The 21315-nt window shown below is 59.0% G+C and carries 22 protein-coding genes and 6 pseudogenes; 21 read left to right on the plus strand and 7 right to left on the minus strand.

All coding sequences use genetic code 11. The features are described 5' to 3' along the window. Nucleotides 1–286: 286 nt before the first annotated feature. Nucleotides 287–499: pseudogene (locus JJ869_RS13435) on the minus strand (transposase); the annotation flags it as partial. Nucleotides 500–626: 127 nt separating this feature from the next. Between JJ869_RS13435 and JJ869_RS13440 the strand changes: the two are divergent. Next, nucleotides 627–1160, plus strand: a pseudogene (locus JJ869_RS13440) (IS30 family transposase); the annotation flags it as partial. 4 nt (nucleotides 1161–1164) lie between these two features. Continuing rightward, nucleotides 1165–1467 (plus strand): annotated as a pseudogene (locus JJ869_RS13445) (integrase core domain-containing protein); the annotation flags it as partial. A gap of 38 nt (nucleotides 1468–1505) precedes the next feature. Here the strand turns inward: JJ869_RS13445 and JJ869_RS23180 are convergent. From JJ869_RS23180 to JJ869_RS13460, 3 genes and pseudogenes are all read right to left on the minus strand, one after another. Then, nucleotides 1506–1667: pseudogene (locus tag JJ869_RS23180) on the minus strand (transposase); the annotation flags it as partial. Between the two features lie 287 nt (nucleotides 1668–1954). Continuing rightward, the gene (locus JJ869_RS13455) at nucleotides 1955–2974 is read right to left on the minus strand and encodes an IS110 family transposase (RefSeq protein WP_121067017.1); all 1020 of its coding nucleotides are present in this window, start codon (nucleotides 2972–2974) and stop codon (nucleotides 1955–1957) included. A gap of 127 nt (nucleotides 2975–3101) precedes the next feature. Further along, a complete protein-coding gene (locus JJ869_RS13460; RefSeq protein WP_292267856.1) occupies nucleotides 3102–3230 on the minus strand; it encodes a hypothetical protein in 129 nt (42 codons plus the stop codon). Between the two features lie 120 nt (nucleotides 3231–3350). On the opposite strand from JJ869_RS13460, the pseudogene JJ869_RS23185 reads away from it, so the two are divergent. Continuing rightward, nucleotides 3351–3593: pseudogene (locus tag JJ869_RS23185) on the plus strand (IS110 family transposase). A gap of 261 nt (nucleotides 3594–3854) precedes the next feature. Here JJ869_RS23185 and JJ869_RS13465 read toward each other — a convergent pair. After that, complete coding sequence (locus JJ869_RS13465; RefSeq protein WP_141102065.1) at nucleotides 3855–4373, minus strand: hypothetical protein; 519 nt, start codon at nucleotides 4371–4373, stop codon at nucleotides 3855–3857. A 168-nt stretch (nucleotides 4374–4541) separates the two neighbouring features. On the opposite strand from JJ869_RS13465, the gene JJ869_RS13470 reads away from it, so the two are divergent. The 18 genes from JJ869_RS13470 (at nucleotide 4542) to JJ869_RS13555 (ending at nucleotide 20628) form a co-directional block, all read left to right on the plus strand. Continuing rightward, a complete protein-coding gene (locus JJ869_RS13470) occupies nucleotides 4542–5744 on the plus strand; it encodes an FAD-dependent oxidoreductase (RefSeq protein WP_121067009.1) in 1203 nt (400 codons plus the stop codon). 30 nt (nucleotides 5745–5774) lie between these two features. Further along, nucleotides 5775–7061 (plus strand): aromatic ring-hydroxylating dioxygenase subunit alpha, encoded by a 1287-nt coding sequence (locus JJ869_RS13475; RefSeq protein ID WP_121067006.1) that lies wholly within the window; start codon nucleotides 5775–5777, stop codon nucleotides 7059–7061. Next, nucleotides 7058–7573, plus strand: a complete 516-nt coding sequence (locus tag JJ869_RS13480) for an aromatic-ring-hydroxylating dioxygenase subunit beta (protein WP_121067003.1) — start codon at nucleotides 7058–7060, stop codon at nucleotides 7571–7573. The genes JJ869_RS13475 and JJ869_RS13480 overlap by 4 nt, the downstream gene beginning before the upstream one ends. Before the next feature lie 62 nt (nucleotides 7574–7635). After that, complete coding sequence (locus tag JJ869_RS13485; protein WP_121067000.1) at nucleotides 7636–8403, plus strand: SDR family oxidoreductase; 768 nt, start codon at nucleotides 7636–7638, stop codon at nucleotides 8401–8403. Further along, a complete protein-coding gene (locus JJ869_RS13490; RefSeq protein ID WP_088626329.1) occupies nucleotides 8400–8726 on the plus strand; it encodes a non-heme iron oxygenase ferredoxin subunit in 327 nt (108 codons plus the stop codon). Before JJ869_RS13485 ends, JJ869_RS13490 begins: the two co-directional genes overlap by 4 nt. Next, nucleotides 8701–9396, plus strand: coding sequence for a TetR/AcrR family transcriptional regulator (locus JJ869_RS13495; RefSeq protein ID WP_292267860.1), 696 nt, complete (start codon nucleotides 8701–8703; stop codon nucleotides 9394–9396). The genes JJ869_RS13490 and JJ869_RS13495 overlap by 26 nt, the downstream gene beginning before the upstream one ends. Nucleotides 9397–9443: 47 nt before the next feature. Then, nucleotides 9444–10613, plus strand: coding sequence for an ABC transporter substrate-binding protein (locus JJ869_RS13500; RefSeq protein ID WP_292267862.1), 1170 nt, complete (start codon nucleotides 9444–9446; stop codon nucleotides 10611–10613). Nucleotides 10614–10638: 25 nt separating this feature from the next. After that, entirely contained in the window at nucleotides 10639–11511 is an 873-nt protein-coding gene (locus JJ869_RS13505) for a branched-chain amino acid ABC transporter permease (RefSeq protein WP_292267864.1), read from the plus strand. Next, entirely contained in the window at nucleotides 11504–12559 is a 1056-nt protein-coding gene (locus JJ869_RS13510; protein ID WP_292267865.1) for a branched-chain amino acid ABC transporter permease, read from the plus strand. The genes JJ869_RS13505 and JJ869_RS13510 overlap by 8 nt, the downstream gene beginning before the upstream one ends. Continuing rightward, nucleotides 12556–13356, plus strand: a complete 801-nt coding sequence (locus JJ869_RS13515) for an ABC transporter ATP-binding protein (RefSeq protein WP_163025992.1) — start codon at nucleotides 12556–12558, stop codon at nucleotides 13354–13356. Before JJ869_RS13510 ends, JJ869_RS13515 begins: the two co-directional genes overlap by 4 nt. Then, nucleotides 13349–14167 carry an ABC transporter ATP-binding protein gene (locus tag JJ869_RS13520; RefSeq protein WP_163025991.1) on the plus strand — a complete coding sequence of 273 codons (819 nt, stop codon included), beginning with the start codon at nucleotides 13349–13351 and terminating at the stop codon, nucleotides 14165–14167. Before JJ869_RS13515 ends, JJ869_RS13520 begins: the two co-directional genes overlap by 8 nt. Further along, complete coding sequence (locus JJ869_RS13525; protein ID WP_088626322.1) at nucleotides 14164–15054, plus strand: VOC family protein; 891 nt, start codon at nucleotides 14164–14166, stop codon at nucleotides 15052–15054. The genes JJ869_RS13520 and JJ869_RS13525 overlap by 4 nt, the downstream gene beginning before the upstream one ends. Further along, nucleotides 15051–15905, plus strand: coding sequence for a VOC family protein (locus tag JJ869_RS13530; RefSeq protein WP_088626321.1), 855 nt, complete (start codon nucleotides 15051–15053; stop codon nucleotides 15903–15905). Before JJ869_RS13525 ends, JJ869_RS13530 begins: the two co-directional genes overlap by 4 nt. A gap of 30 nt (nucleotides 15906–15935) precedes the next feature. Then, the gene (locus JJ869_RS13535; protein ID WP_121066978.1) at nucleotides 15936–17048 is read left to right on the plus strand and encodes an amidohydrolase family protein; all 1113 of its coding nucleotides are present in this window, start codon (nucleotides 15936–15938) and stop codon (nucleotides 17046–17048) included. Then, nucleotides 17045–17833, plus strand: coding sequence for a fumarylacetoacetate hydrolase family protein (locus JJ869_RS13540; protein WP_088626319.1), 789 nt, complete (start codon nucleotides 17045–17047; stop codon nucleotides 17831–17833). The genes JJ869_RS13535 and JJ869_RS13540 overlap by 4 nt, the downstream gene beginning before the upstream one ends. A 4-nt stretch (nucleotides 17834–17837) precedes the next feature. Beyond that, nucleotides 17838–18773, plus strand: a complete 936-nt coding sequence (locus tag JJ869_RS13545) for an acetaldehyde dehydrogenase (acetylating) (RefSeq protein WP_088626318.1) — start codon at nucleotides 17838–17840, stop codon at nucleotides 18771–18773. Beyond that, entirely contained in the window at nucleotides 18770–19804 is a 1035-nt protein-coding gene (dmpG, locus tag JJ869_RS13550) for a 4-hydroxy-2-oxovalerate aldolase (RefSeq protein WP_121066975.1), read from the plus strand. The genes JJ869_RS13545 and dmpG overlap by 4 nt, the downstream gene beginning before the upstream one ends. A 2-nt stretch (nucleotides 19805–19806) precedes the next feature. Continuing rightward, the gene (locus tag JJ869_RS13555) at nucleotides 19807–20628 is read left to right on the plus strand and encodes an alpha/beta fold hydrolase (protein WP_088626316.1); all 822 of its coding nucleotides are present in this window, start codon (nucleotides 19807–19809) and stop codon (nucleotides 20626–20628) included. 37 nt (nucleotides 20629–20665) lie between these two features. Here JJ869_RS13555 and JJ869_RS13560 read toward each other — a convergent pair whose 3' ends face one another. Next, a complete protein-coding gene (locus JJ869_RS13560) occupies nucleotides 20666–20809 on the minus strand; it encodes a transposase domain-containing protein (protein ID WP_292267871.1) in 144 nt (47 codons plus the stop codon). A 24-nt stretch (nucleotides 20810–20833) separates the two neighbouring features. Then, a pseudogene (locus JJ869_RS13565) lies at nucleotides 20834–21166 on the minus strand (transposase); the annotation flags it as partial. Between the last annotated feature and the right edge of the window lie 149 nt (nucleotides 21167–21315).

A 21315-nucleotide genomic window follows, 5' to 3' on the forward strand; every position in this document is an offset into this window, starting at 1 on the left:
AATAACGTTCAATAGTCCCATGTCGATCACTCCGTAAGCCCCCTCGCTCTTCACTCGGGGGAGGGTCACATGGGTCAAATCTCAATGAAAATTCTATGCCTACCCGGGTCACTTCTCAGTGCAAATCAACACTGGCGCTTCAAAACCCGCGAATGACCAGGACACCGCTGGCCCGATACGGCTGCGCTGTATGGGGGCTACACCGCATCGGGCCAGCTACCCGTGCGCTCCAAGGGGGTCATTTTTGGACGCCGAGAGGGGGTCAAGTTTGCGTGCCGATTGACACCGCGAGCATCTTCTTGAGCTTCGCATTCTCAGCCTCCAGCGCCTTCAGCCGTTTGGCCTCCGACACCTCCATGCCGCCATACTTCGAGCGCCACTTGTAGAACGTGCCATCGCTGATGCCATGCTTCCGGCAGAGTTCCTTGGCGCCGATCCCGGCCTGGTGCTCCTTCAGGATGCCAATGATCTGCTCTTCGCTGAAACGGCTTTTCCGCATTGTCTGTCTCCTCGTTTGGAGAACAGGCTAACTTCAAACCGAGGACTTTTCAGGGGAGCAGGTCAGTCGCTCTGCGGCTGAAGACCACCGGACACGGCTGATCCATGTAGATATACGCCAAGCAGCGCATTGGGAAGGCGATCTCATTCTCGGTCTCGGCAGCTCGGCGATTGGCACGCTGGTCGAACGCACGACCCGCTTCACCATGCTCCTGCACTTGCCACGCATGGAGGGGCACGGCGCGGGAAAGTCGGTCAAGAACGGTCCGGCTCTCACGGGTCACGGTGCCGAAGCCGTCCGCGATGCCATCGCAGGGACGATCGGCAGCCTGCCTGCCCATCTGCGTCGCTCGTTGACTTGGGACCAAGGTGCCGAGATGGCCCAACACGCGCAGCTCCGCATCGATACCGGTCTCGATATCTACTTCTGCGACCCTCAGAGCCCCTGGCAACGCGGCAGCAACGAGAACACCAACGGTCTGCTCCGCCAATACTTCCCCAAGGGCACGGATCTCAGCAAACATGGCGCCGAAGAGCTGAGTGCCGTGACCCATGCGCTAAACACGCGTCCCCGGAAGACGCTGGGATGGCAAACGCCGGCAGAGGCCCTCGACCGGCTGCTCAAACAAGATAAGATCGAAGGTGTTGCGACGACCGGTTGAATCCGCCCAATACCTGTCCATTCGCTACACCGAGCGGTTGGGGGAGGCCGGCATCGAACCATCCGTGGGCAGCGTCGGCGACAGCTACGACAACGCCTTGGCGGAAACGATCAACGGCCTGTTCAAGGCCAAGGTCATCCACCGTCGCGGGCCGTGGCGCAACTTCGAGGCCGTCGAATATGCCACCCTCGAATGGGTCGACTGGTTCAACAACCGCCGCCTGCTCGAGCCGATCGGGAACATCCCTCCGGCAGAAGCAGAGGCAAACTTCTACGCCGCTCTGGAAACTGAAGACATGGCCGCGTAACTAAACGAAATCAGCCTCCGGCAAACCCGGCGCGGTTCAATCTTCCGGATCTGGTTTTCGACGGGGTTGGTGTCCAGTTCGAGACGCCCATCCTCGAGGAACCGGGTGAGGCCCTGCCAGCGGGCCAGCGTGTATCTTATGTCGTCGGCAAGCTTCGAGGACCGGGGGATGCGGGAGAGTTGTGCCTCAAGCCAGGGCCGGAAGGGGTCACGTCCGTCATGTGTGGATGCCCCCTGCGGGTCAAGGCGCGATTTTGGTGATGACAGCGATCGAACGGTGCGGTCATGTGTCCGGCCTCGACTTGCAGCACCTTGGCTGCGGGCCTTGATGAGATGCGCGGAAACGAGTGCCGGATCAAAGTGGCGCTCTCGGGGCGCGTTGACGGACACGGGCTTTCTCGCTGTCGGGCTACCGGTTCTTCGCGTTCATCATCGTGGTGCACCTTGGCCTTCGCCGGTGGCGGTTCCGGCGAAACGCGGTCTTCGGATCAGGACGTGGCGGTTTCCCTGTAGATGCCTCCCCTGACCATGAGCGCCCACGCGATCCGGGCGAGCTTGTTGGCAACCGCGACGGCTGCCACCTTGTAGGGGCGTCGCGCGAGGAGTGCCGACATCCATCCATCGCGCTCGGGCGAGGAGCGGACATTGCGCAATCTGGCGATCGCGCCCAGCACGAGGAACGATCGCAGCATGGTGTTGCCCTGCTTGGAAATAGGGCCAAGCCGTTCCTTGCCGCCACTCGAGTTCGCCCTCGGCGTCAGACCGATCCTGGCCGCGAAGTGACGGCTGGACCGGAAGGATTTCGGGGCAGTCACCATGGCCTGCAACGCGCAGGCGGTGATCGGGCCAACTCCCGGGATCGTTGCCAGACGCCGAGCTGTCTCATCCTCCCTGCAATGCTTGACCAGGCGACGGTCGATCCGCCTGATCCGGTCATTCAGCCCATCGATCTCTTGGGTCAGATCCTGCAACACGTCGCGCACGGCGTCCGGCAGGCGCCGATCCGACGCATCGCGGACGATCACGACGAGCTCATCCAGCCGGCCGATGCCTTTCGCCGCGACGATGCCGAACTCCGCGAGATGGCCGCGCAGCGCGTTGACCGTGCGTGTGCGCTGCCGGATCAGCAGCTGTCGGACCTTCAGTTCCACGCCTGCCGATTGCTGGGGCACCGTCTTGATCGATGCAAAGCGCATGGTCGGTCGCGTCACTGCCTCGCAGATCGCCTCGGCATCGGCCGCGTCAGTTTTGCCCCTCTTGACGTATGGCTTGACATAAGCCGGAGGCATCAGCCGAACTTCATGGCCAAGCGCGGCCAGTTCCCGGGCCCAGAAGTGCGCGCCTCCGCAAGCCTCCATACCGATCAGGACCGGAGGAATGCTCCCGAAGAATGTGATTAGATCGGAACGCCTCAGCTTCCTTCGCAAGACGACCGTTCCTTCGGTGTCGACGCCGTGGACCTGAAACACGTTCTTTGCCAGATCCAGCCCAATTGTCGTAATCTCCATGACGGATGCTCCCTGTCTCCTTGTGGAATGCCTCGGCTTTACCACGCTCTGGCACATCGATGCCGCCAAGCAGGGGGCATCCACCCCATCAAGCTGGTGTAATTTCCCGGATGGCCTGAGGGCATGATCAGGCGGCTTTCGTTGTGATGCTGAGAATGGGGTCGATCTCCTCGGTGTCGATTTGTGCGAAGGCCTCAACCATCATGTAGCGGCTGGCGGTCTGCCATTTGATGGCATGGACCACCTCGTCGGGCATATCCTTTGGCCTGTGCTGCTGCCGCTTATCTCCGTTCATGCGAATGTGTGTGGCGAATTGGACGGGCTTGATCGGAGGGTCCGCCAACTCGCACGGGAAGACGAAACCACCCGACGTCTTATGACGGTTCCCGGCATCGGCGTGGTGACGGCGCTTACGTTCCGCCACAAGATCGATGATCCCTCGCGATTCCGAAGTGCGGCGACGGCCGGTGCCTACCTCGGCCTGACTCCGCGCCGCTAGCAATCCGGCGAAACTGACACCAACGGCCGCGTATCGCGATGGGGAAACCGGATGCTACGAACCTTTCTGTTCGAGGCGGCCAGCGTCCTGCTACACCGGACGAAAAATGGTGCGCCCTGAAAGCATGGGGCCTCCGCCTCGCCAAGCGCAACGGCATGAAGAAGGCCCAGGTCGCTGCCGCCCGCAAGTTGGCTGTATTTCTACACTGCATCGGGGTCGACGGGACGGTCTTCGAATGGGGGAAAGAGCGACCTGCATGATCGACGCTTGACCCGACCCTGAGATTGCAGGCCCGCAATTAAAGGGCAGATTGACAGCTCAAATCTGCCCGGAGGGCGGTGACGTCAGGCAAAAGTTGAACAACCTGAAGGGATCCAACACCTAGCTGCCGAGCGGCATTGCGCAAGTGCATACAGTCCCTTTTGTCGAGGGAATCACCCCCAGTTCAATTGATTCGAATTCCTCGCTGGCAAGCAAGATGTCTTCTTTGTGTGTCAGCGCCTCGACATGCCCACAAAGAATACGCGAATAAGACCATTTCGATTCCGCGACCACCGTTCCGTCCCTGCGGCACAACTGAATGATCAATGGTGCGTCCTGACCATTGGCCGAGCAGGATTGAAAGCCATCGCCGATACCAAATGCCTCGACGCGGCAATGCCCCTCGGAAAGGCATTGAATGCTGAGTTCAATCTCAACCATCCCGACAGCGGCGTCGAAATTTTGGTCATAGAAATAGACGCCCCCAATCCGGCCATAGTGGACTTTGCCGAGGGATGCATCATGGGGAACCTGCGGATCTGCGCGATCCGGCATCCGCGGTGGAAGCATGCCAAGACTGCAGCTTTGATACCCGCTAACAACCTGTATTTTATCACTATCTTCTGCTTTTTGCGACATAACTGTGCACCTCCCTGATTTTCGTGCATTGACAAGCAGTCTAGACTGTTTGTAAATCCTTGGCAAGAAAGTTGACCGGCCGGGAGGTTGCCGGAGAAGGGGGGAGAGAATGCAGACCCACAATTACAGAAATGCTCCGGGCGTGGCCTGCCGGTTCGTTGGCCGACCATGACCGACCGAGTCGTTGTCGTTGGCGCCGGTCAGGCCGGGGCCCGAGTTGCGCTGGAACTCCGTTCGGCGGGATTTTCCGGTTCGGTCGTTCTGGTCGGGGCGGAGCCGCATCTGCCCTACGAGCGACCCCAGCTATCCAAGGAAATGCTGACAGATCCGGCTTGGTCGACTCGTTTCATGAAGGCACAGGGCGACTGGAGCGCCGCCGAAATAGATTTGCGGCTCGGCAGCCCCGTCGTCGACGCCGATCCCAATGCACGGGTCGTGGCGCTCGCCGGGGGTGAGGAGCTTTCCTACGATCATCTGGTTCTGGCGACAGGCACCAGCGCCCGGCAATGCGATCAGCTTGCCGGGTTGACCGTGCCGATCCATGTCCTGCGCACGATCGAGGACGCTGCCGCCATCCGCGAGCGGATGGCTATGGGAGGAAGGATCCTGATCGTGGGCGGCGGGATCATCGGACTGGAAGTTGCCGCAGCGGCAGCGGGGGCCTGCGACGTGACCGTGGTCGAGGCCGGCTCACGTCTGTTTGAACGGGGGCTGCCCGCGGAGGCGTCCGAACATCTGGAGCAGATGCACGCCGGGAACGGCGTTCGTTTCCGGTATGGTGTGAGGCCGGTCTCGGCGTCGGGGCGCGACACCACGCTGAGCGATGGGTCGGTGGAAAGCGCCGATCTTGTCGTCGTCGGCATCGGGGTGGAGCCGCCGCGCGGGATTGCCGCCATGATCGGTTTGCCAGAGGGCGCGCAGGGGCTTCGGGTGGACGACAGGGCCGTCACCGAACGCAGCGGTGTGCTGGCGGTCGGGGATGCGACCGAGCAGTTCAGCCGGTGTCACAATCGGTGGATGCGGATCGAGACCTGGGCGAATGCCAACCAGCAGGCAGCCATCGCCGCGGCGTCGATAACAGGCGCGCCGCAGCCGGCAAAGGTTGCGCCGTGGTTTTGGTCCGATCAGTATAACATGAACATTCAGGTGGCGGGCGACAGCATCGGTGAAGAGACCGTCTTGCGCGGCGATCCGGCCAGCGGGCGCTTCGCTGTCATCGCCTTGCGGGGCGGTGAGATCGTCGGGGGCACCACAATCAATGTTCCCAAGGACATGGCCGCAATACGTAAACTGGTCGGAAACGGCATCCGGCTGGAGCGGGCCGCCATCGAGGACCCCGCTTACAAACTCAGACAGGCAATTCCCGCCTGAACCCCATCAACCGGAGGAGGATAAGACGCGATGAAGCCCAACGGAAACGATCCCTTGGTGATGATCGACAACGATCGGCATCTCTTCAAGGTTTCCAGAAACAACTTTACTGATCCGGACGTGTTCGCAAAAGAGCGCGAGCGCATCTTTTCCACTTGCTGGCTTTATCTCGGCCACGAATCGGAACTAAAGAAACCGGGTGACTTTGTGACCCGAGTGGTCGGCGGCCGCAGCATTCTGTTCAACAAGGACCGCCAGGGCAACATCCGGGCGCTGTTCAATTCCTGTCCCCACCGGGGTTCCCAAGTCTGCCGTGAACGCAAAGGCAACGCCAAGTCCTTTCAGTGTTTCTATCATGGCTGGGTCTTCGGCCAGGACGGCGCGCTGAGAAATCAGCCGGGCGAAGAAAGCTATGGGCACGACTTCAAGAACGACCCTGATTCCAACATGCGTCAGGTGCCCCGGCTGGAAAGTTATCGCGGGCTGTATTTCTTGTGCTACGACCCTGAAGCAATCCCGCTTGTTGATTACCTTGGCAATGCCAAGGAATATCTGGATGTGATCTTCGATCAGTCGGTTGACGGCATGGAGGTCATTGGCGGCACCCAGGAATACGCGATGAACGCGAACTGGAAGCTTCTGGTAGAAAACAGCATCGACGGCTATCACGCGACGAGCACCCATGCGACTTATCTGGACTACCTCAAGTCGATGGAAGGCGGCCTGACCAATGTCGCGTTGAGCGGTGTTGGAAAGGATCTAGGCAATGGCCACGGCGTGATCGAATATAGCGCCCCCTGGGGACGGCCTGCCGGTCAATGGGTGTCACTCTGGGGCGATGAAGGGAAGAAAGAGATCGACGCTCTTAACGCCCGGAACGAAAAACTATACGGCAAGGAGAAAGCAGACCGGATCGCTTACAAGAACCGCAACCTGCTGATTTTCCCTAACCTGATCATAAACGACATCATGTCGCTGACGATCCGCACCTTCTTCCCGCAATCGCCAAACCTGCTTCACGTCAATGCCTGGGCGGCCGGACCGCAGGAAGAGAGCGCGGCGGCTCGCAAGTTCCGCCTGTCGAACTTTCTGGAGTTCCTCGGGCCCGGCGGCTTTGCCACTCCGGATGACGTAGAGGCTCTGGAACATTGCCAGCTGGGCTATCGTAATAGTCAGGAAGTGCGGTGGAACGACATATCAAAGGGCATGGGCTTGGAACAGCCGGCGATGGACGACGAAGAGCAGATGCGTGCGTTCTGGCGCGAATGGAGCCGCCGCCTTACCGGCCCTGAACAAATCCGGGGAGAGCGGACATGATCGCTGCAACAGAAAAGGGATCTGACGCCGGGACGCTCACGCGGCCGGAAGTCGAGGATTTTCTCTACGCCGAAGCCGAGCTTCTTGACGAATGGCGGCTGCCGGAATGGCTGGATCTGTTCACCGACGATGCGACCTATCAGATTCCGCCGACGGACATTCCCGCCGATGCGTCACCCGACAACAACCTGTTTTACATCGCGGATGACAGGTACCGGTTGGGCGAACGGGTCAAGCGATTGATGAAGCGGACCGCCCATGCGGAGTATCCGCATTCAAAAACCCGCCATCAGGTGTCGAATGTTCGTATCCTTTCGCAAGATGACGGTCAGGTTGAAGTCGCGTGTAATTTTTCGACCTATCGAACCAAGGATGACTTCAGCAACATCTTCTTTGGCAAGCTCCTGTACGGTCTGGAGGTTTCGGACGGCAAAATCCGGATCAGGTCCAAGCGTGTTGTTCTTGATACCAACGGCCTGCGTAATCAGGGCCGGATCAGCATAATTTTGTAACACGGACGGATCGCGCCCCGGTCTTGCAGGGGCGCGATCGACGAAGAGTGAGGGGACCGACTATGAGCGGAAAACTGTCAGGCAAGGTTGCCCTGATAACGGGAGCGGGGCGCGGAATTGGTCTGGTTATCGCTGAACGTCTGATGGCAGACGGGGCGCGGCTGGTGATCGCCAATTTCGACGAGACCGAAGCGACCGTGGCGGCCGAGGAAATGGCAGCGCGACATTTTCAAGGAAAGCCCCCAGTGGTCGTTCCCGGAAACCTCGCGGACGAATCCGTTGCGAAGACGGCTGTCGATGCGGCCATTGGCGCATACGGACGGCTCGACATTCTGGTCAATAATGCAGGTGGCGGGATCATCAGAGCATTTGCCGAACATACGCCCGACACCCTTCGTGAAACCATTGACCGAAATCTTTGGACGGCGGTCTGGTGCTGCTGGCACGCGTTGCCTGTCATGCGCGAACAGCGTGGCGGGCGGATCGTGAACGTTGGTGCGGATTCCGTGCGAAACGGTCTGTGGGATCATGCCGCCTATAATGCGGCCAAGGGCGGCATGCACGGCATGACCACCGGATTGGCCCGGGAGTACGCCCTTGACGGGATTACCGTGAATACAGTGGCCCCTTGCGCGACCAACACACCGCAAATGGCCGAGATTACCGAACGCGATCCTAAATTGGCAGAGAAATTTCTCAGTGTGATCCCGATGGGGCGACCGGCGGAAATGAGCGAAGTCGCTTCGATGGTAAGTTACCTGGCCTCGGACGAAGCGAGTTTCGTGACCGGACAGGTGATTTCGGTAAATGGCGGGAGCACGATGCTATGAGTGAAGATACAAAAAGGATCTTGGCTCTTTTTCCCGCCGAGGATTTGCCGGAAGGTGAAATACGTGCCGAGACCCTGCCGAATGGAGACGTCATCGCCGTCTACAATGTCGATGGCAACTTCTTTGCCACTCAGGACCAATGCTCGCATGGCGAGGCTTCGCTGTCCGAAGAAGGCGAATTGTGCGGAAAGTTTGTCGAATGCTCGTGGCACTTCGGAACCTTCGACGTGACCACGGGCGAACCCGGACTGATGCCCTGCGAAATTCCGTTGAAAACCTACGCTGTTTTCGTCGCGGATGGAAAGGTATCCATTGAATACTAAAATTTCCTCCAACAAGCAGAGCGACAAGGCGGACACCGATGCGGTCAATGCCTCACGGTCGCAAGACGAACGCAGCCTAGAAATGCGATCACGCCTCATATCGGCCTCAATCGAAGTGTTGCGCGAACGTGGGTTTTCCGGGTTCAGCACCGAAGCGGTGGTGCACAACGCCGGGGTATCGAGGGGCGCACTGCTGCATCATTACCGTCACAAACGGGATTTGATCCTGGCAGTTCACGAGCACCTCTACCAAATTGCCGTCGACAAAAGCATCGAGGGGGCTCAAGCAGCGACCGACCAGAGCAAAATTTTCGACGAGATGCTCAAGGATGCAGAAAGCTTCTTTCTGGGGGAGCATTTCTTCAGCGTTCTGGACATTGTTCTGTCCGCGAGCACGGATCCCGATCTGAAGACCGAGATCCTGGAGGCGTCGCAGAAAGCGCGTCTGCCGATCGAGGCCGAATGGGTCAAAGTTATGTCCAAATACATGCGGCCGCCTTTAGCCGAGAACCTGGTCTACATGACCTTCAATATGGTCCGGGGTTACGCAATGCGGACGCTCTGGGACAGCAATGCCGAAAAATATGCCGAAGTCACCGCCATCTGGAAAACCATGATGGTCGATACGTTGACACGCGAAGACATCGATTGGCCCGTCGAACAGTCATGACAGCAAGGGCTATGAATTTTGTGCTGTCACTTATGGGAGGAAAAGCCATGAAAATTATACAGTTTGCCAAGAGCTTGGTCCTGTCGGCCACAGTTGCCGCGGGACCGGCGCTGGCGGCCGATGACGAGGTCGTGATCGGGGTAAGTGCTGCACTGAGCGGTTCGGCCGCTGGCACATATGCCGCGCCGGCCGAGGGTTTGAAGCTGTACCTCGACCTCCTGAACGAAGCGGGAGGCGTCAACGGAAAGACCGTGTCGCTGGTGATCTATGATGACCAGGGCGATGCATCGCGGGCGGCGAGCAACGCCAAAAGGTTTCTGACCCAGGACGATGTGCAGATGATCATCTCGGTCAGCACATCGGCAACCTTCGCCCCGATCATCAGCCAGGCGACGCGCGGGAAAGTGCCCGTTTTGTTTGCCGGTTCGGTCTGTCCTGCAGAGACGATGCCGCCGGCCAAACCACTCTTGTATTGTTCGACGGGCTTTTCCGCAGTTCATGACAGCATCGCAATGGTCGATTACCTTCGTGACCGGGAAAGCAGCGATGCCACCGTCGGATTTTCCGCCATGGGCATTCCAATCTCGCGGGCGGGGATGGAAGAAGCCGAACGGTTGGTATTGAAAGCGGACATGAAATCGGCCGGCGTCGAGATCGCGCCGCCAGGAACGGCTGACTACACATCCTTCGCAACCAAACTGATTCAGAATGGAGCCGATGCAGTTCTGTCCTGGGCACCGTGGGCCGTGCAGATCCGTTTCGTCGATGCGCTGCGCAAGCAGGGTTGGAAAGGCAACGCTTACGTCGGCCATCTGGCTGAGGCCGAACTTGAGATGATGAAAATGAAGGACCCGAACCTTTTCACCTTGGGAACCAACGTGATGCTGTTCGAAGACAGCGAAGCCACGCAAACCCTTGTCAATGCGGTGAAGGAATCCGGTTCCAACCTGCATCCAGAGTCCATTCTCGACGGATGGGTCGGCGGCATCGTCGTCGAGGCAGTTCTTGAACAGCTTGGCGAAGACACAAGCGCCGAGGCGATTAATGCCGTCATGAGCAACATCGAAATCGACACCAAGGGATTGCGCGGAGGTCCGATCAAATGGACCGATGACAATCATTTCCGCGAAACCATTTACTACCGAGCCTATCGCTGGAGCGACGAAAAAAGCGCGATGGAGATCGCACGGGACTGGAAGGCCTACGAGGTCGAATGAGGCCTGAGCGCGACAGGAGCTTATCATGCAAATCCTAGCAAACATCGTTGTTTTGACGTCATTGTACGCTCTTGTCGCGTGCGGCTATGTCCTGGTGTACAAAGTCAGCCGTGTCCTGAATTTGGCACATGGCGAACTCATGATCCTGGGGGCTTACCTGTTGGTTGCCACGTCGGCAGGTATCGCCTCGGATCCTCTCGCCGCGATTGCCCTCACCGCGATGTTCTCGATCGTTGTCGGGTTGTCCGTCTATCTGTTGCTTATGCGCAAGATGACGGGACAACCGGTTTTGGCCGCCGTTCTGACAACCGTAGCGTTGGGCATTCTTTTGCGCGGCGCAATGGTCCTGATCTGGGGGCCACAACAACTGAACGTTGGGGCAATGATCAGCTTCGACAATGCCTCGATCGCGCTTACCGACTCGGTCCGGGTTTCCACCGCCGCGCTGTGGCTCGTTGTCTGCACGTTCCTGGTCTACCTAGGGCTTCTGGCATTTCTTCACATGTCACGCTGGGGCATGCGGATGCGTGCCTCTGGACAGAATGCGCTGCTGGCGGCGCAACGCGGGATCAACCTTCATACCGTCTATGCCCTGGCTTGGACCCTGTCGACCTTTTCGGGGTCACTGGCGGGAGTACTTGTCACCCTCGATTCTCGTATCGACGTGAACATGGCGGTGATCGGGCTCAAGGCCTTTCCGGCGGCACTTGTTGGCGGGTTGGACAGCCTGCCCGGTGCGTTGATCGGCGCGGGTGTCATCGCGGCCCTGGAGGTTCTTCTGATCCACTACGTCAATCCGCTTCTGTCCGATGTCGTGCCGTTCCTTGTGCTGATCGCAATTCTCATTGTCCGGCCCTGGGGCCTGTACGGCACCAAGGAGGAACTCAATCGTGTCTAATATAGAAACCGGCATCGGCAAAATGACCCCTGCCACAACGCGTAGAAAGCGACTAAGCCAGAACCAGGTGGCCTGGATCGGACTGATCGTCCTGCTTGTACTGTTGCCGACCTCGGCCACGCCATTTCATCTCGACATCGCGTCGCAGATCTTTATCGCGGGCATCGGAGCACTGGCGCTCATGGTTCTGACCGGTATTGCGGGGCAGATCTCTCTGGGTCATAGCGGCCTGATGGCGGCTGGCGCGTTTACCACCGGGATCCTTTACAAGGAAGCGGGTGCAGGTATCTGGATCACCCTTCCGGCTTCGGTCGTGGCAGGCGCGGTGATCGGCCTGATCTTCGGCCTGCCGTCCTTGCGGCTGCGCGGCATCTACCTGGCTATGAGCACATTGGCGCTGCATTTTCTCGTTATCTACCTTGGAGGCGAATACGAATTCGCCAGCGGCGCTTCGACGGGTATTTTCCTCGATCCGCCAGTGGTTTTCGGGTTCGAGATTTATGACGGATACGCCTGGTACTATGTGCTTCTGGCGCTGGTCGCGGGCACCTACTGGGGGTGTCGCAATCTGCTGAACTCCAAGACAGGCCGCGCCTGGGAGGCCCTGCATGCGAATGAAACCGCAGCCGAGGCTCTTGGCGTGCAGGTTGCCAATTATAAGCTGCTGGCCTTTGTCATCACTTCGGGAATCGCCTCGTTCTCGGGCGCGTTGTTCGCCTACTACCAGAACTTCGTTTCGGTCGAAGCCTTCACGCTGTTCCTGAGCATCCAGTATATCGCGATGATCATCATTGGCGGAATGGGCAGCTTGCCGGGGGCCCTGCTGGGCGCGGTGTTCGTCACGCTGGTTCCCTATTTCGTTGAATGGCTGATGGAAGCAGTGCCCTATATCGGGCTGGACATCACGACGGTTTCTTCGGCTTCCTATGCGGCCTTTGGTCTGCTGATGATCCTGTTTCTGGTCTTCGAACCCAGCGGCCTGACCGGCATCTGGAAACGCCTTGTCGGTCAATTCGCATCGCCGTCGAAACGGGAGGACACGCCATGACAGACATTCTGGAAGTCACGGAGCTGGAAGTCACCTATCAGCGTTCGATCCGGGCGCTGCACGGTGTCAACCTCCGGGTTGCGAAAGGCCAGATTACCGCGCTCCTAGGGGCCAACGGGGCTGGCAAATCGACCACGCTCAGGGCGATCTCGGGGTTCATCGGGCTGGACAATGCGCGGGTGACCGCCGGCAACGTGCGGTATCTCGGTGAAGACATTACCGGGCTTCAGCTTCCGAAAACGATCCACAAGGGCATCGTTCTGGTGCCCGAGCGGGACAAGGTCTTTACCAACCTGACAGTTGCCGAGAACCTGGAAGTCGTCTCGACCACACGTGCCGAAGGCAGCAACTGGCGGCAGATCGAAGAAGAAATCTTTGTCTATTTTCCCAGATTGGCAAAACTCAGGAACAAACCGGCTGGCTTGCTGTCAGGGGGCGAGCGTCAGATGCTGGCGATTGGCAGCGCGCTTGTCTGCAAGCCGAACCTGTTGCTGATCGACGAACTGTCGCTGGGGCTGGCTCCGGTGATCGTCGACGAGATCATCGAGCGGCTGCGCGACATTCACGCCCGGACCGACCTGTCCATCCTGTTGGTCGAGCAAAGCGCGGCAGTGGCTTTTGCGCTGGCAAGCTACGGTTTCGTTCTGGAAAACGGCAAAGTCGAGCTTGAAGGTGCAACCCAAGACCTGCGGACCAATCAGAAAATCCTGGAACTGTACCTTGGGACCGGAAGCGCTGGCCGCGCCGACTATCTGGCCAATGCGCGGCGCCGACGCGAGGAGCGAGCAAATGTATGACCTTGAACTCAAGGATGTGGAACTTCATTTCGGCGGTCTGGTCGTCCTTAACCGAGTTTCGCTGGGTGTCCGGTCGGGCGAATTGCTGGCGCTGATCGGACCGAACGGGGCCGGCAAGACCAGTATCTTTAACTGCATCAGCGGGCTCTATCGGCCCTCGGGACAGATCCACTTTCTTGGCACGTCCCTAATCGGGAAGAAACCCAGTGCCATTGCGGAAATGGGAATCGGGCGCACCTTTCAACATGCCGAACTGATCCCCCGGATGAACGCACGTGAAAACTTGTTTGTGGCCCGGCACAACCATCTCAAGGCGACACTTGCGGAACAATGGTTCCGACTGCCGTCGGCGCGGCGCGAAGAGGCCGAGCATCTCGCTGTGGTCAACGACGTGCTCGAGATGTTGTCGCTGACCCATCTGGCGCATTTGCCTGTCGGCGGTCTGCCTTTCGGAATTCAGAAGATCATTGGCTTTGGGCGGGCGCTGGTGGCCGAACCGAAAGTTCTTTTGATGGACGAACCTTCCGCGGGACTGACCCAGGAAGAACGCGAGGAACTTGCCTACCATATCGACGCCGCAAAGAAGCAACTGGGAATTCCGATGCTCTGGATCGAACACGACATGGAAATGGTCGCCGCGATTGCGGACCGTATCCATGTGTTGGATTACGGCCGGTCGATCGGAGACGGACCTCCTGATGAGGTGCTGGATAACCCCGAAGTGGTACGGGCCTATCTTGGCACGACTCAACTGACGCAAGCAGGCGCGGATGTGACCGCGCCGCGGGAAGAAGGGGTGACCCCGGTATGATTGAAGAGCTTCGGTTTGTTCGGTATCCAGCGAAAGAATTGGATGATTTCAAACGGTTCCTTGGAGGCGCGGTCGGGCTTCAGTCGGCGGACGGCAGTGACGACATCGCCCGTTTCCGATCCGACGAGCGATCGTATTCAGTAGAATGCGACGCCACCGGCGCGACCGGCAAGCCGGTTGTCGGGTTCAGTGTCCGTTACCAGAGCGATCTTGACGACATCACAGGGAAACTTACCGCCTGCGGACTTGAGCCCGAGCGGCTGCCCGCAGAGGTTTGCGCCGGAAAGCTCTACCGCGATGCGGTGGCCTTTGAAGATTTCGCCGGCAACCGGTTCGAGATTGTTGTGCGCCACGAAAACAAGAGTCAGCGGTTTTTCCCCGCGCGCGACGCGGGCATCAAAGCGATTTCATCGGTCGATCTGCGCAGCCCCGACCCCGCGCGCGACATGGCGGTCTGGACCGAGGTTTTCGGCGCCAGGGTGCGGGACTTTGTCGGAGAAAGCGTTCAACTGGGTTTTGATGAACGGCACCAACGCCTCGCCTACTACGCAAGCCAGCGGAGTGGGCTGCTATCCGTCAATTTTGAGGTAGGCGACCTGAACGATATCATGCGCAGCAAGTATTTGCTTGCCAATCAACAGGTGCGAATCCTCGATGGTCCCGGGCGCGATCCCGCAAGTGGCGAAGTTTTTCTGTACTTCCAGGGGCCCGAGGACCTGATCGTGTCTTACGGGACCGGAATGAAAACTGTTGAGCCTGACTGGACCGCGCGACAATTCAGAAACGCGCGCGACTCGTTTTGCATGTGGAACTCCGATGGTCTGATTCCCGAACGCTGGGGAGCCGATTGGGAAACCCAAGATAACAGAAAGGTGACCACAAGATGATTGAACTGCTTGATGTATGCTATGTTCGGATGGGTACAAAAGATATTCAAACCAGCACCGACTTCGCAACGAGAATTCTGGGCCTGGAGGTTTCCGAAAGCAGCCGCAATTCGCGACACCTCAGATCAGATGAACGGGGACATACCCTATACTACCACGAAGGGGACCCCAACGACCACGTCGTCGGTTTCGAAGTCCGCGATAGTCAGACACTTGAAATCGCGGCTGCGACTCTCGAAGATCTTGGACACGATCTGCATAGGGGCACCCGCGACGAGTGCGATTCCCGTCATGTAAGAGATTTCGTTGCTTTCCGAGAGCCCAGTGGCCTGAAAATCGAGCTGGTAGTTCAGCCAGAGATTATGGGCAAGCGTCATTTTCCGAGCCGGGACGCCGGAATCTCCGGCTTCAGCCATGTCGGCATTTTCAGCCAGGACTGCAAGCGGGATGAAGCATTCTGGACCCAGGTTTGCAACGCCCGCGTCAGTGATCGTATCGGAGACGTTCCGCTTTTGCGCGTGAATGAGATTCATCATACGCTCGCTCTTGTCCCTGCAGGGCGCGGCGGACTCCAGCATATCAACCATCAGGTTGAATCGACCGATGACATCATGCGTTCGTACAATCTGCTGAAACAACATAACGTACCGATTACCTTCGGTCCGGGACGTCACCCGACATCAGGTGCCCGGTTTGTTTATTTCCAGGGCCCTGACGGGATGACATTCGAATACTCAGTTGGTGTTAACAAGGTAGACGAAGAAACGTATAGAGAACGCCAGTTCGGTTTCGAACCTTTCAGCCTTTGCATGTGGGGCGCGAAATCGAATCTGAACGGCCTCGAGAACTGATATGGCTTCCGAAGGCGCATGTAATCGCGTTTGCGCAGCTTTCCGGTTGATGGACGGAAAGCTGTTTGGCTGGATGATAACACGGAAGATACTGTGGTGAAGAATTTGCGCTCATCTGGGGCAATAGATGTCCATAGCCACGTCGTGCCCGATCAGTTTCCGGACGGAACAGAACGCGATGCGCTCTGGCCCTCCGTTGTGCATGAACGGGACGGCTCGGCCCGGATCGTGATCGGAGGGAAGTCTTTTCGCCAGATCGATTCACGATCCTGGAACGCCGATGCCAGGTTGGCCGACATGGAGGCCAAGGGGATCGGCCATCAGGTGTTGTCGCCGATGCCGGAGCTTTTGTCTTATTGGTTCGGCGCCGACGATGCAGAGGCGATCTGTGACTGCGTCAATACCTTTCTCGCAGATCTAGTCGCCACCTACCCGAAGCGGTTTTCAGCTTTCGGGATGGTGCCGCTGCAAACACCGGAAAAGGCCGCTCACAGCCTGAGCGGGTTGCGGGACATGGGGCTGACAGGGATCGAGATCGGCACGCATGTTCAGAGTACGCCCCTGGGCGATCCGTCGCTTGCCCCGGTCTTTGCCGAAGCCGAACGGCTGAACATGACGGTTATGGTTCATGCGCTGCATCCGGCCGGGGTCGAGCGGATCGGCGATGTACCGGCAATGGCCGCAATTGCGGCGTTTCCGCTTGAGACAGCTCTCGCCGCCACGTCGCTGATGACAAGTGGGGTCCTGGAAAATCACCCCAATCTTCGCATTGTCCTTTCGCATGGCGGCGGTGCATTGCCCGCCATCCTGCCCCGGCTGGATCATGCGTACCGCTTGGGAATGTCGATCCGGAACAGCATGTCCGTGCCGCCCAGCAAACTGGCGCGCCGGTTCTATTTTGACAGCATCGTTTACGACGATGTCGCCTTGCAGTTTCTGGAAACAACCATCGGACACGATAGGATACTGGCCGGTACCGACTATCCATTTCTGATCATGGAAAACGATCCGGTAGGGTTCATCCGGCGCGCACTGTCTGAAACGGCCGCCGATACCGTTCTGTACCGGTCGCCGGCCGTTTTGCTCGGGTTGCGGCAAACCGCATCCGGTTCATCACAAACCGAAGAACAGAGGGACGTATGACATTGGATAATGATCTGGCGGTCGCGGCCGAAACATTGTGGCAGGCTGAGAACAAAGCAACGCCGTGCGCTCCGATCCTAACACATTTGGAGGACGGCGGGCTTGATGCCGCATATGCCGTGCAGCAGGCCAATATCGAACGGCGTCTGGCCGGGGGCAGCCGGTTGATCGGACATAAGATCGGACTGACCGCCAAGGCCGTTCAGGCTCAGATGGGCGTGGATCAGCCGGACTACGGTACCTTGCTGTCGGACATGATCGTCGGCGATGGGGGTGTCATTTCATCCGACCGCGTGCTGCAACCAAAGATCGAGGCGGAGATCGCGTTTATTCTGGGCGACGATCTGGATATTGCCCAGCCGAATGCCGCGGATGTATTGCGCGCAACCGTCTTTATTGCCCCGGCAATCGAGATCGTGGACAGCCGCATAGCCGATTGGAACATCACCCTGCTCGATACGATCGCCGACAATGCCTCGTCCGGTTTGTTGGTTCTGGGCGCTCCGGTCATCTCGCCCCTGGGCTTCGATTTTTCCAACTGCGCAATGGACATGACCCTGAACGGGCAGACCGTTTCCACCGGAACCGGTGCGGCCTGCATGGGCAGCCCTGTCAACGCCGTCGCCTGGCTGGCCGAAAAGATGCGTACAAACGGAACGCCCCTCAGGGCGGGGCAGATCATCCTGTCCGGAGCGTTGGGGCCGATGGCTCCGGTCACGGGCAAAGCACTGGTTCAGGCCTCGATTGGCGGCCTGGGCCATGTCAGCGTTTCATTCACGGAGTGATAGAATGTCAAAAGTAAAGGCGGCCATAATCGGCACCGGCAATATCGGCACCGATCTCATGATCAAGCTGATGCGGAACAGCGACCTGTTGGAGCTGGCTGCATTTGTCGGCATTGACCCTGCCTCGGACGGGTTGAAGCGGGCTGAAAAGATGGGCGTCCCGGTGACGGCCGAGGGTATCGACGGTTTGCGGCAGATGCCCGGCTATGGCGACATTGCTGTGGTGTTCGACGCGACGTCCGCCAAGGCCCACGCCCGGCACAGCGAGTTGCTGACAGCCGATGGCAAACGGGTCGTCGATCTGACGCCTGCCGCCATCGGGCCCTATGTGGTGCCAACGGTCAACATTTCCGCCCATTTGGACGCGGCCAATGTCAACATGGTTACCTGCGGCGGCCAGGCCACCATTCCGATCGTGGCCGCGGTTTCGCGGGTGGCCCCGGTGCGCTATGCGGAAATTGTCGCCTCGATCTCTTCCAGGTCGGCCGGGCCGGGAACACGCGCGAATATCGACGAATTTACCGAGACCACCTCGCGCGCCATATGTGAGGTCGGTGGCGCCGAGGAAGGCAAAGCCATCATTATCCTCAATCCGGCAGAGCCGCCTTTGGTGATGCGGGACACGGTGTATTGCCTGGCCCAGACAGACGACGCGGAAGCTATTCGCGCATCGGTCGAGGATATGGTCGAATCCGTGCGGGCTTATGTCCCTGGATACCGTCTCAAACAGGAAGTTCAGTTCGAAAGGATCGGACCGAACGCGGCGGCCGGGCTGCCCGGCGGCCCTGCCGAAGGCGGGCTGAAGGTTTCGGTGTTTCTCGAAGTAGAGGGCGCCGGACACTACCTGCCGAAATACGCCGGAAATCTGGACATCATGACATCGGCGGCGCTGGCAACCGGCGAACAGATCGCACGCACGAAAGAAAAGGCCGCGCAATGACCAAGAACCTCTATATCCAAGACGTGACACTGCGCGACGGGATGCATGCGGTGCGCCACCAGTTCACTGTCGATCAGGTGCAGGATATCGCCGCTGCGCTGGACGCCGCAGGCGTTGATGCGATCGAGGTCAGCCACGGCGACGGATTGAACGGGACAAGTTTCAACTATGGTTTCGGGCGCCATCGCGATCTGGATTGGATCGCCGCCGCAGCCGACGCGGCAAAGACGGCCAAACTGACCACGCTTCTGGTTCCGGGAATCGGCACAATCGCCGACCTCAAAGAGGCATACGCCGCCGGTGTCCGGTCGGTTCGCGTGGCCACCCATTGCACAGAGGCAGACATCGCCAGACAGCATATCGGGACCGCGCGCGACATTGGTATGGATGTGTCGGGCTTTCTGATGATGGCCCACATGAACGAACCCGAAGCCCTGGCCGAACAGGCCCTGCTTATGGAAAGCTACGGTGCACATTGCGTATATGTGACCGATAGCGCCGGTGCGTTGACCGTCAGTTCCGCGCGGGCGCGGGCGCGGGCTTTGCGTCAGGCGCTAAAGCCGGAAACCCAGGTCGGCATCCATGCGCATCACAACCTCACGCTTGGTGTTGCGATTTCAGTCGCCGCCGTCGAAGAGGGGGCGTATCGCGTCGACGGATCCTTGACGGGCCTGGGCGCGGGGGCCGGAAATGCGCCTCTCGAAGCTCTGATAGCGGTTCTTGAAAGGGAAGGCTACGATACGGGCACCAACCTCAACGCGCTGATGGACGCGGCAGACGATCTGGTCCGCCCGCTACAGGAGCGCCCGGTCCGGGTCGACCGTGAAACGCTTTCTCTGGGCTATAGCGGTGTCTATTCGAGCTTTCTTTTGCACGCGGAACGCGCGGCCGTGCAATATGGCATAGATGCACGCACTATTCTGAACGAGCTGGGCAAACGCCGCATGGTCGGCGGGCAGGAAGACATGATTGTTGATGTCGCACTGGACTTGGCGAACGGCAGTAACGCAACAGAGCAACAAGGGAATTAACAATGACCAATCCTGAAATCGGCAAGACAATCGAGGCCGCAGGGCGGAAGACCAACTATCTTGAGGAGGGGACTGGCCCCGCAGTTCTGTTGCTTCATGGATCCGGGCCGGGCGTGACCGGCTATGCCAACTGGCGGCTGACAATTCCCGACCTGGCCAGCGATTTCCGGGTTCTGGCGCCGGATGCAATGGGATTTGGCTACACCGAGCGCCACGAGAACGAGACCTACTCGCTGGACGGCTGGGTCGAACATACAATCGCATTTATGGACGCCACGGGTGTCGAAAAGGCCCATTTCGTCGGTAATTCCTTCGGTGGCGGGCTCACGCTGGCTATTGCCAGCCGGTATCCCGACCGGGTCGACCGGATGGTTCTGATGGGTTCGGCAGGTCTTGATTTTGGTCTGACAGAGGGGTTGGACACCGTCTGGGGCTATGAGCCCAGCCTGGAAAACATGCGCAAGATCATGATGGAGTGCTTTGCCTATGACAAAAGCCTCATCACCGAGGATCTGATAAAATCGCGTTACGACGCCAGCAAACGCCCCGGCTATCAGGAAAGTTTCTCGGCCATGTTCCCGGCACCCCGCGGCCGCCATGTCGCCGCGCTGTCTACGCCCGAAGACAAGATTGCCGCGCTCCCCCATCGCGCGCTGATTGTGCACGGTCGCGAGGATGCGGTTATCCCCCTGGAGTCCTCTCATCGCCTTCACCAAATGCTGAAACGCTCGGAACTGCACACGTTCGGCGAGTGCGGCCACTGGACGCAAATCGAAAAGAAGGATCGGTTCAACGGCCTGATCAAGAGCTTCTTTCTGGCATAAGGATGATCTGTAAGCGCTGTCGCCACCCCACGCCTGTTCAGCTTGACGGGGTGAAGTTCCAAGGTAGCAGCTCGTCGATCCTGCTGGCCGGGTGACCGGCGGCGATGGCTTCCAGGGTCGCCTTCAAATAGGCAAAGGGCTCGACGCCTTTGATCTTCGCGGTGGCGATCAGGGAGGCGATGCGGGCCCAGGTGCGACCGCCCTCGTCGTGGCCGGCGAAGAGGGCGTTCTTTCTTGTCAGGGCGATCGGGCGGATCAGGTTTTCGACGGCGTTGGAGTCCATCTCGACGCGGCCGTTGTGGAGGAAGGTCTGCAGGCCGCCCCACTGGCGGTGGATGTAGGTCAGCTTCTCGCCGAGGCGCGACTTGGCCGAGATACGCAGACGCTGTGCCTGCAGCCAATCACCGAACTCGGCCACGAGGGGCGCGCTGCGGGCCTGACGGGCCGACAGACGTTGGCCCGGGCCCATGCCTCGGATCTCGGCCTCGATGCGGTAGAGCTCAGCGATCCGGCGCAGGCCCTCGGCGGCGGTTTCCGAGCCGTCGCGTGTTGATTTGCACTGAGAAGTGACCCGGGTTTTTCATCGAGAATTGACCCACCTTTGATTATTGATTTTGTGTCAGTCGTGGGTCAAGGGCATGTTTCACTCCTTTGTTTTTCGTGCTGCTGCGGCTGAACTTGCCTTGA

Origin of the sequence: Marivita sp. (genome assembly GCF_017643905.1) — a bacterium.
Lineage (GTDB): Bacteria > Pseudomonadota > Alphaproteobacteria > Rhodobacterales > Rhodobacteraceae > Marivita.

What these genes read in the sequence shown, in the direction of transcription:
- JJ869_RS13540 (WP_088626319.1), top strand. Translation starts at nt 17,045, where the DNA reads ATGACATTGGATAATGATCTGGCGGTCGCGGCCGAAACATTGTGGCAG.
- JJ869_RS13555 (WP_088626316.1), top strand. Translation starts at nt 19,807, where the DNA reads ATGACCAATCCTGAAATCGGCAAGACAATCGAGGCCGCAGGGCGGAAG.
- JJ869_RS13530 (WP_088626321.1), top strand. Translation starts at nt 15,051, where the DNA reads ATGATTGAACTGCTTGATGTATGCTATGTTCGGATGGGTACAAAAGAT.
- JJ869_RS13455 (WP_121067017.1), bottom strand. Translation starts at nt 2,974, where the DNA reads ATGGAGATTACGACAATTGGGCTGGATCTGGCAAAGAACGTGTTTCAG.
- JJ869_RS13495 (WP_292267860.1), top strand. Translation starts at nt 8,701, where the DNA reads ATGGAAAGGTATCCATTGAATACTAAAATTTCCTCCAACAAGCAGAGC.
- JJ869_RS13465 (WP_141102065.1), bottom strand. Translation starts at nt 4,373, where the DNA reads ATGTCGCAAAAAGCAGAAGATAGTGATAAAATACAGGTTGTTAGCGGG.
- JJ869_RS13520 (WP_163025991.1), top strand. Translation starts at nt 13,349, where the DNA reads ATGTATGACCTTGAACTCAAGGATGTGGAACTTCATTTCGGCGGTCTG.
- JJ869_RS13470 (WP_121067009.1), top strand. Translation starts at nt 4,542, where the DNA reads ATGACCGACCGAGTCGTTGTCGTTGGCGCCGGTCAGGCCGGGGCCCGA.
- JJ869_RS13490 (WP_088626329.1), top strand. Translation starts at nt 8,400, where the DNA reads ATGAGTGAAGATACAAAAAGGATCTTGGCTCTTTTTCCCGCCGAGGAT.
- JJ869_RS13545 (WP_088626318.1), top strand. Translation starts at nt 17,838, where the DNA reads ATGTCAAAAGTAAAGGCGGCCATAATCGGCACCGGCAATATCGGCACC.
- JJ869_RS13480 (WP_121067003.1), top strand. Translation starts at nt 7,058, where the DNA reads ATGATCGCTGCAACAGAAAAGGGATCTGACGCCGGGACGCTCACGCGG.
- JJ869_RS13500 (WP_292267862.1), top strand. Translation starts at nt 9,444, where the DNA reads ATGAAAATTATACAGTTTGCCAAGAGCTTGGTCCTGTCGGCCACAGTT.
- JJ869_RS13475 (WP_121067006.1), top strand. Translation starts at nt 5,775, where the DNA reads ATGAAGCCCAACGGAAACGATCCCTTGGTGATGATCGACAACGATCGG.
- dmpG (WP_121066975.1), top strand. Translation starts at nt 18,770, where the DNA reads ATGACCAAGAACCTCTATATCCAAGACGTGACACTGCGCGACGGGATG.
- JJ869_RS13460 (WP_292267856.1), bottom strand. Translation starts at nt 3,230, where the DNA reads ATGCCCGACGAGGTGGTCCATGCCATCAAATGGCAGACCGCCAGCCGC.
- JJ869_RS13525 (WP_088626322.1), top strand. Translation starts at nt 14,164, where the DNA reads ATGATTGAAGAGCTTCGGTTTGTTCGGTATCCAGCGAAAGAATTGGAT.
- JJ869_RS13485 (WP_121067000.1), top strand. Translation starts at nt 7,636, where the DNA reads ATGAGCGGAAAACTGTCAGGCAAGGTTGCCCTGATAACGGGAGCGGGG.
- JJ869_RS13505 (WP_292267864.1), top strand. Translation starts at nt 10,639, where the DNA reads ATGCAAATCCTAGCAAACATCGTTGTTTTGACGTCATTGTACGCTCTT.
- JJ869_RS13515 (WP_163025992.1), top strand. Translation starts at nt 12,556, where the DNA reads ATGACAGACATTCTGGAAGTCACGGAGCTGGAAGTCACCTATCAGCGT.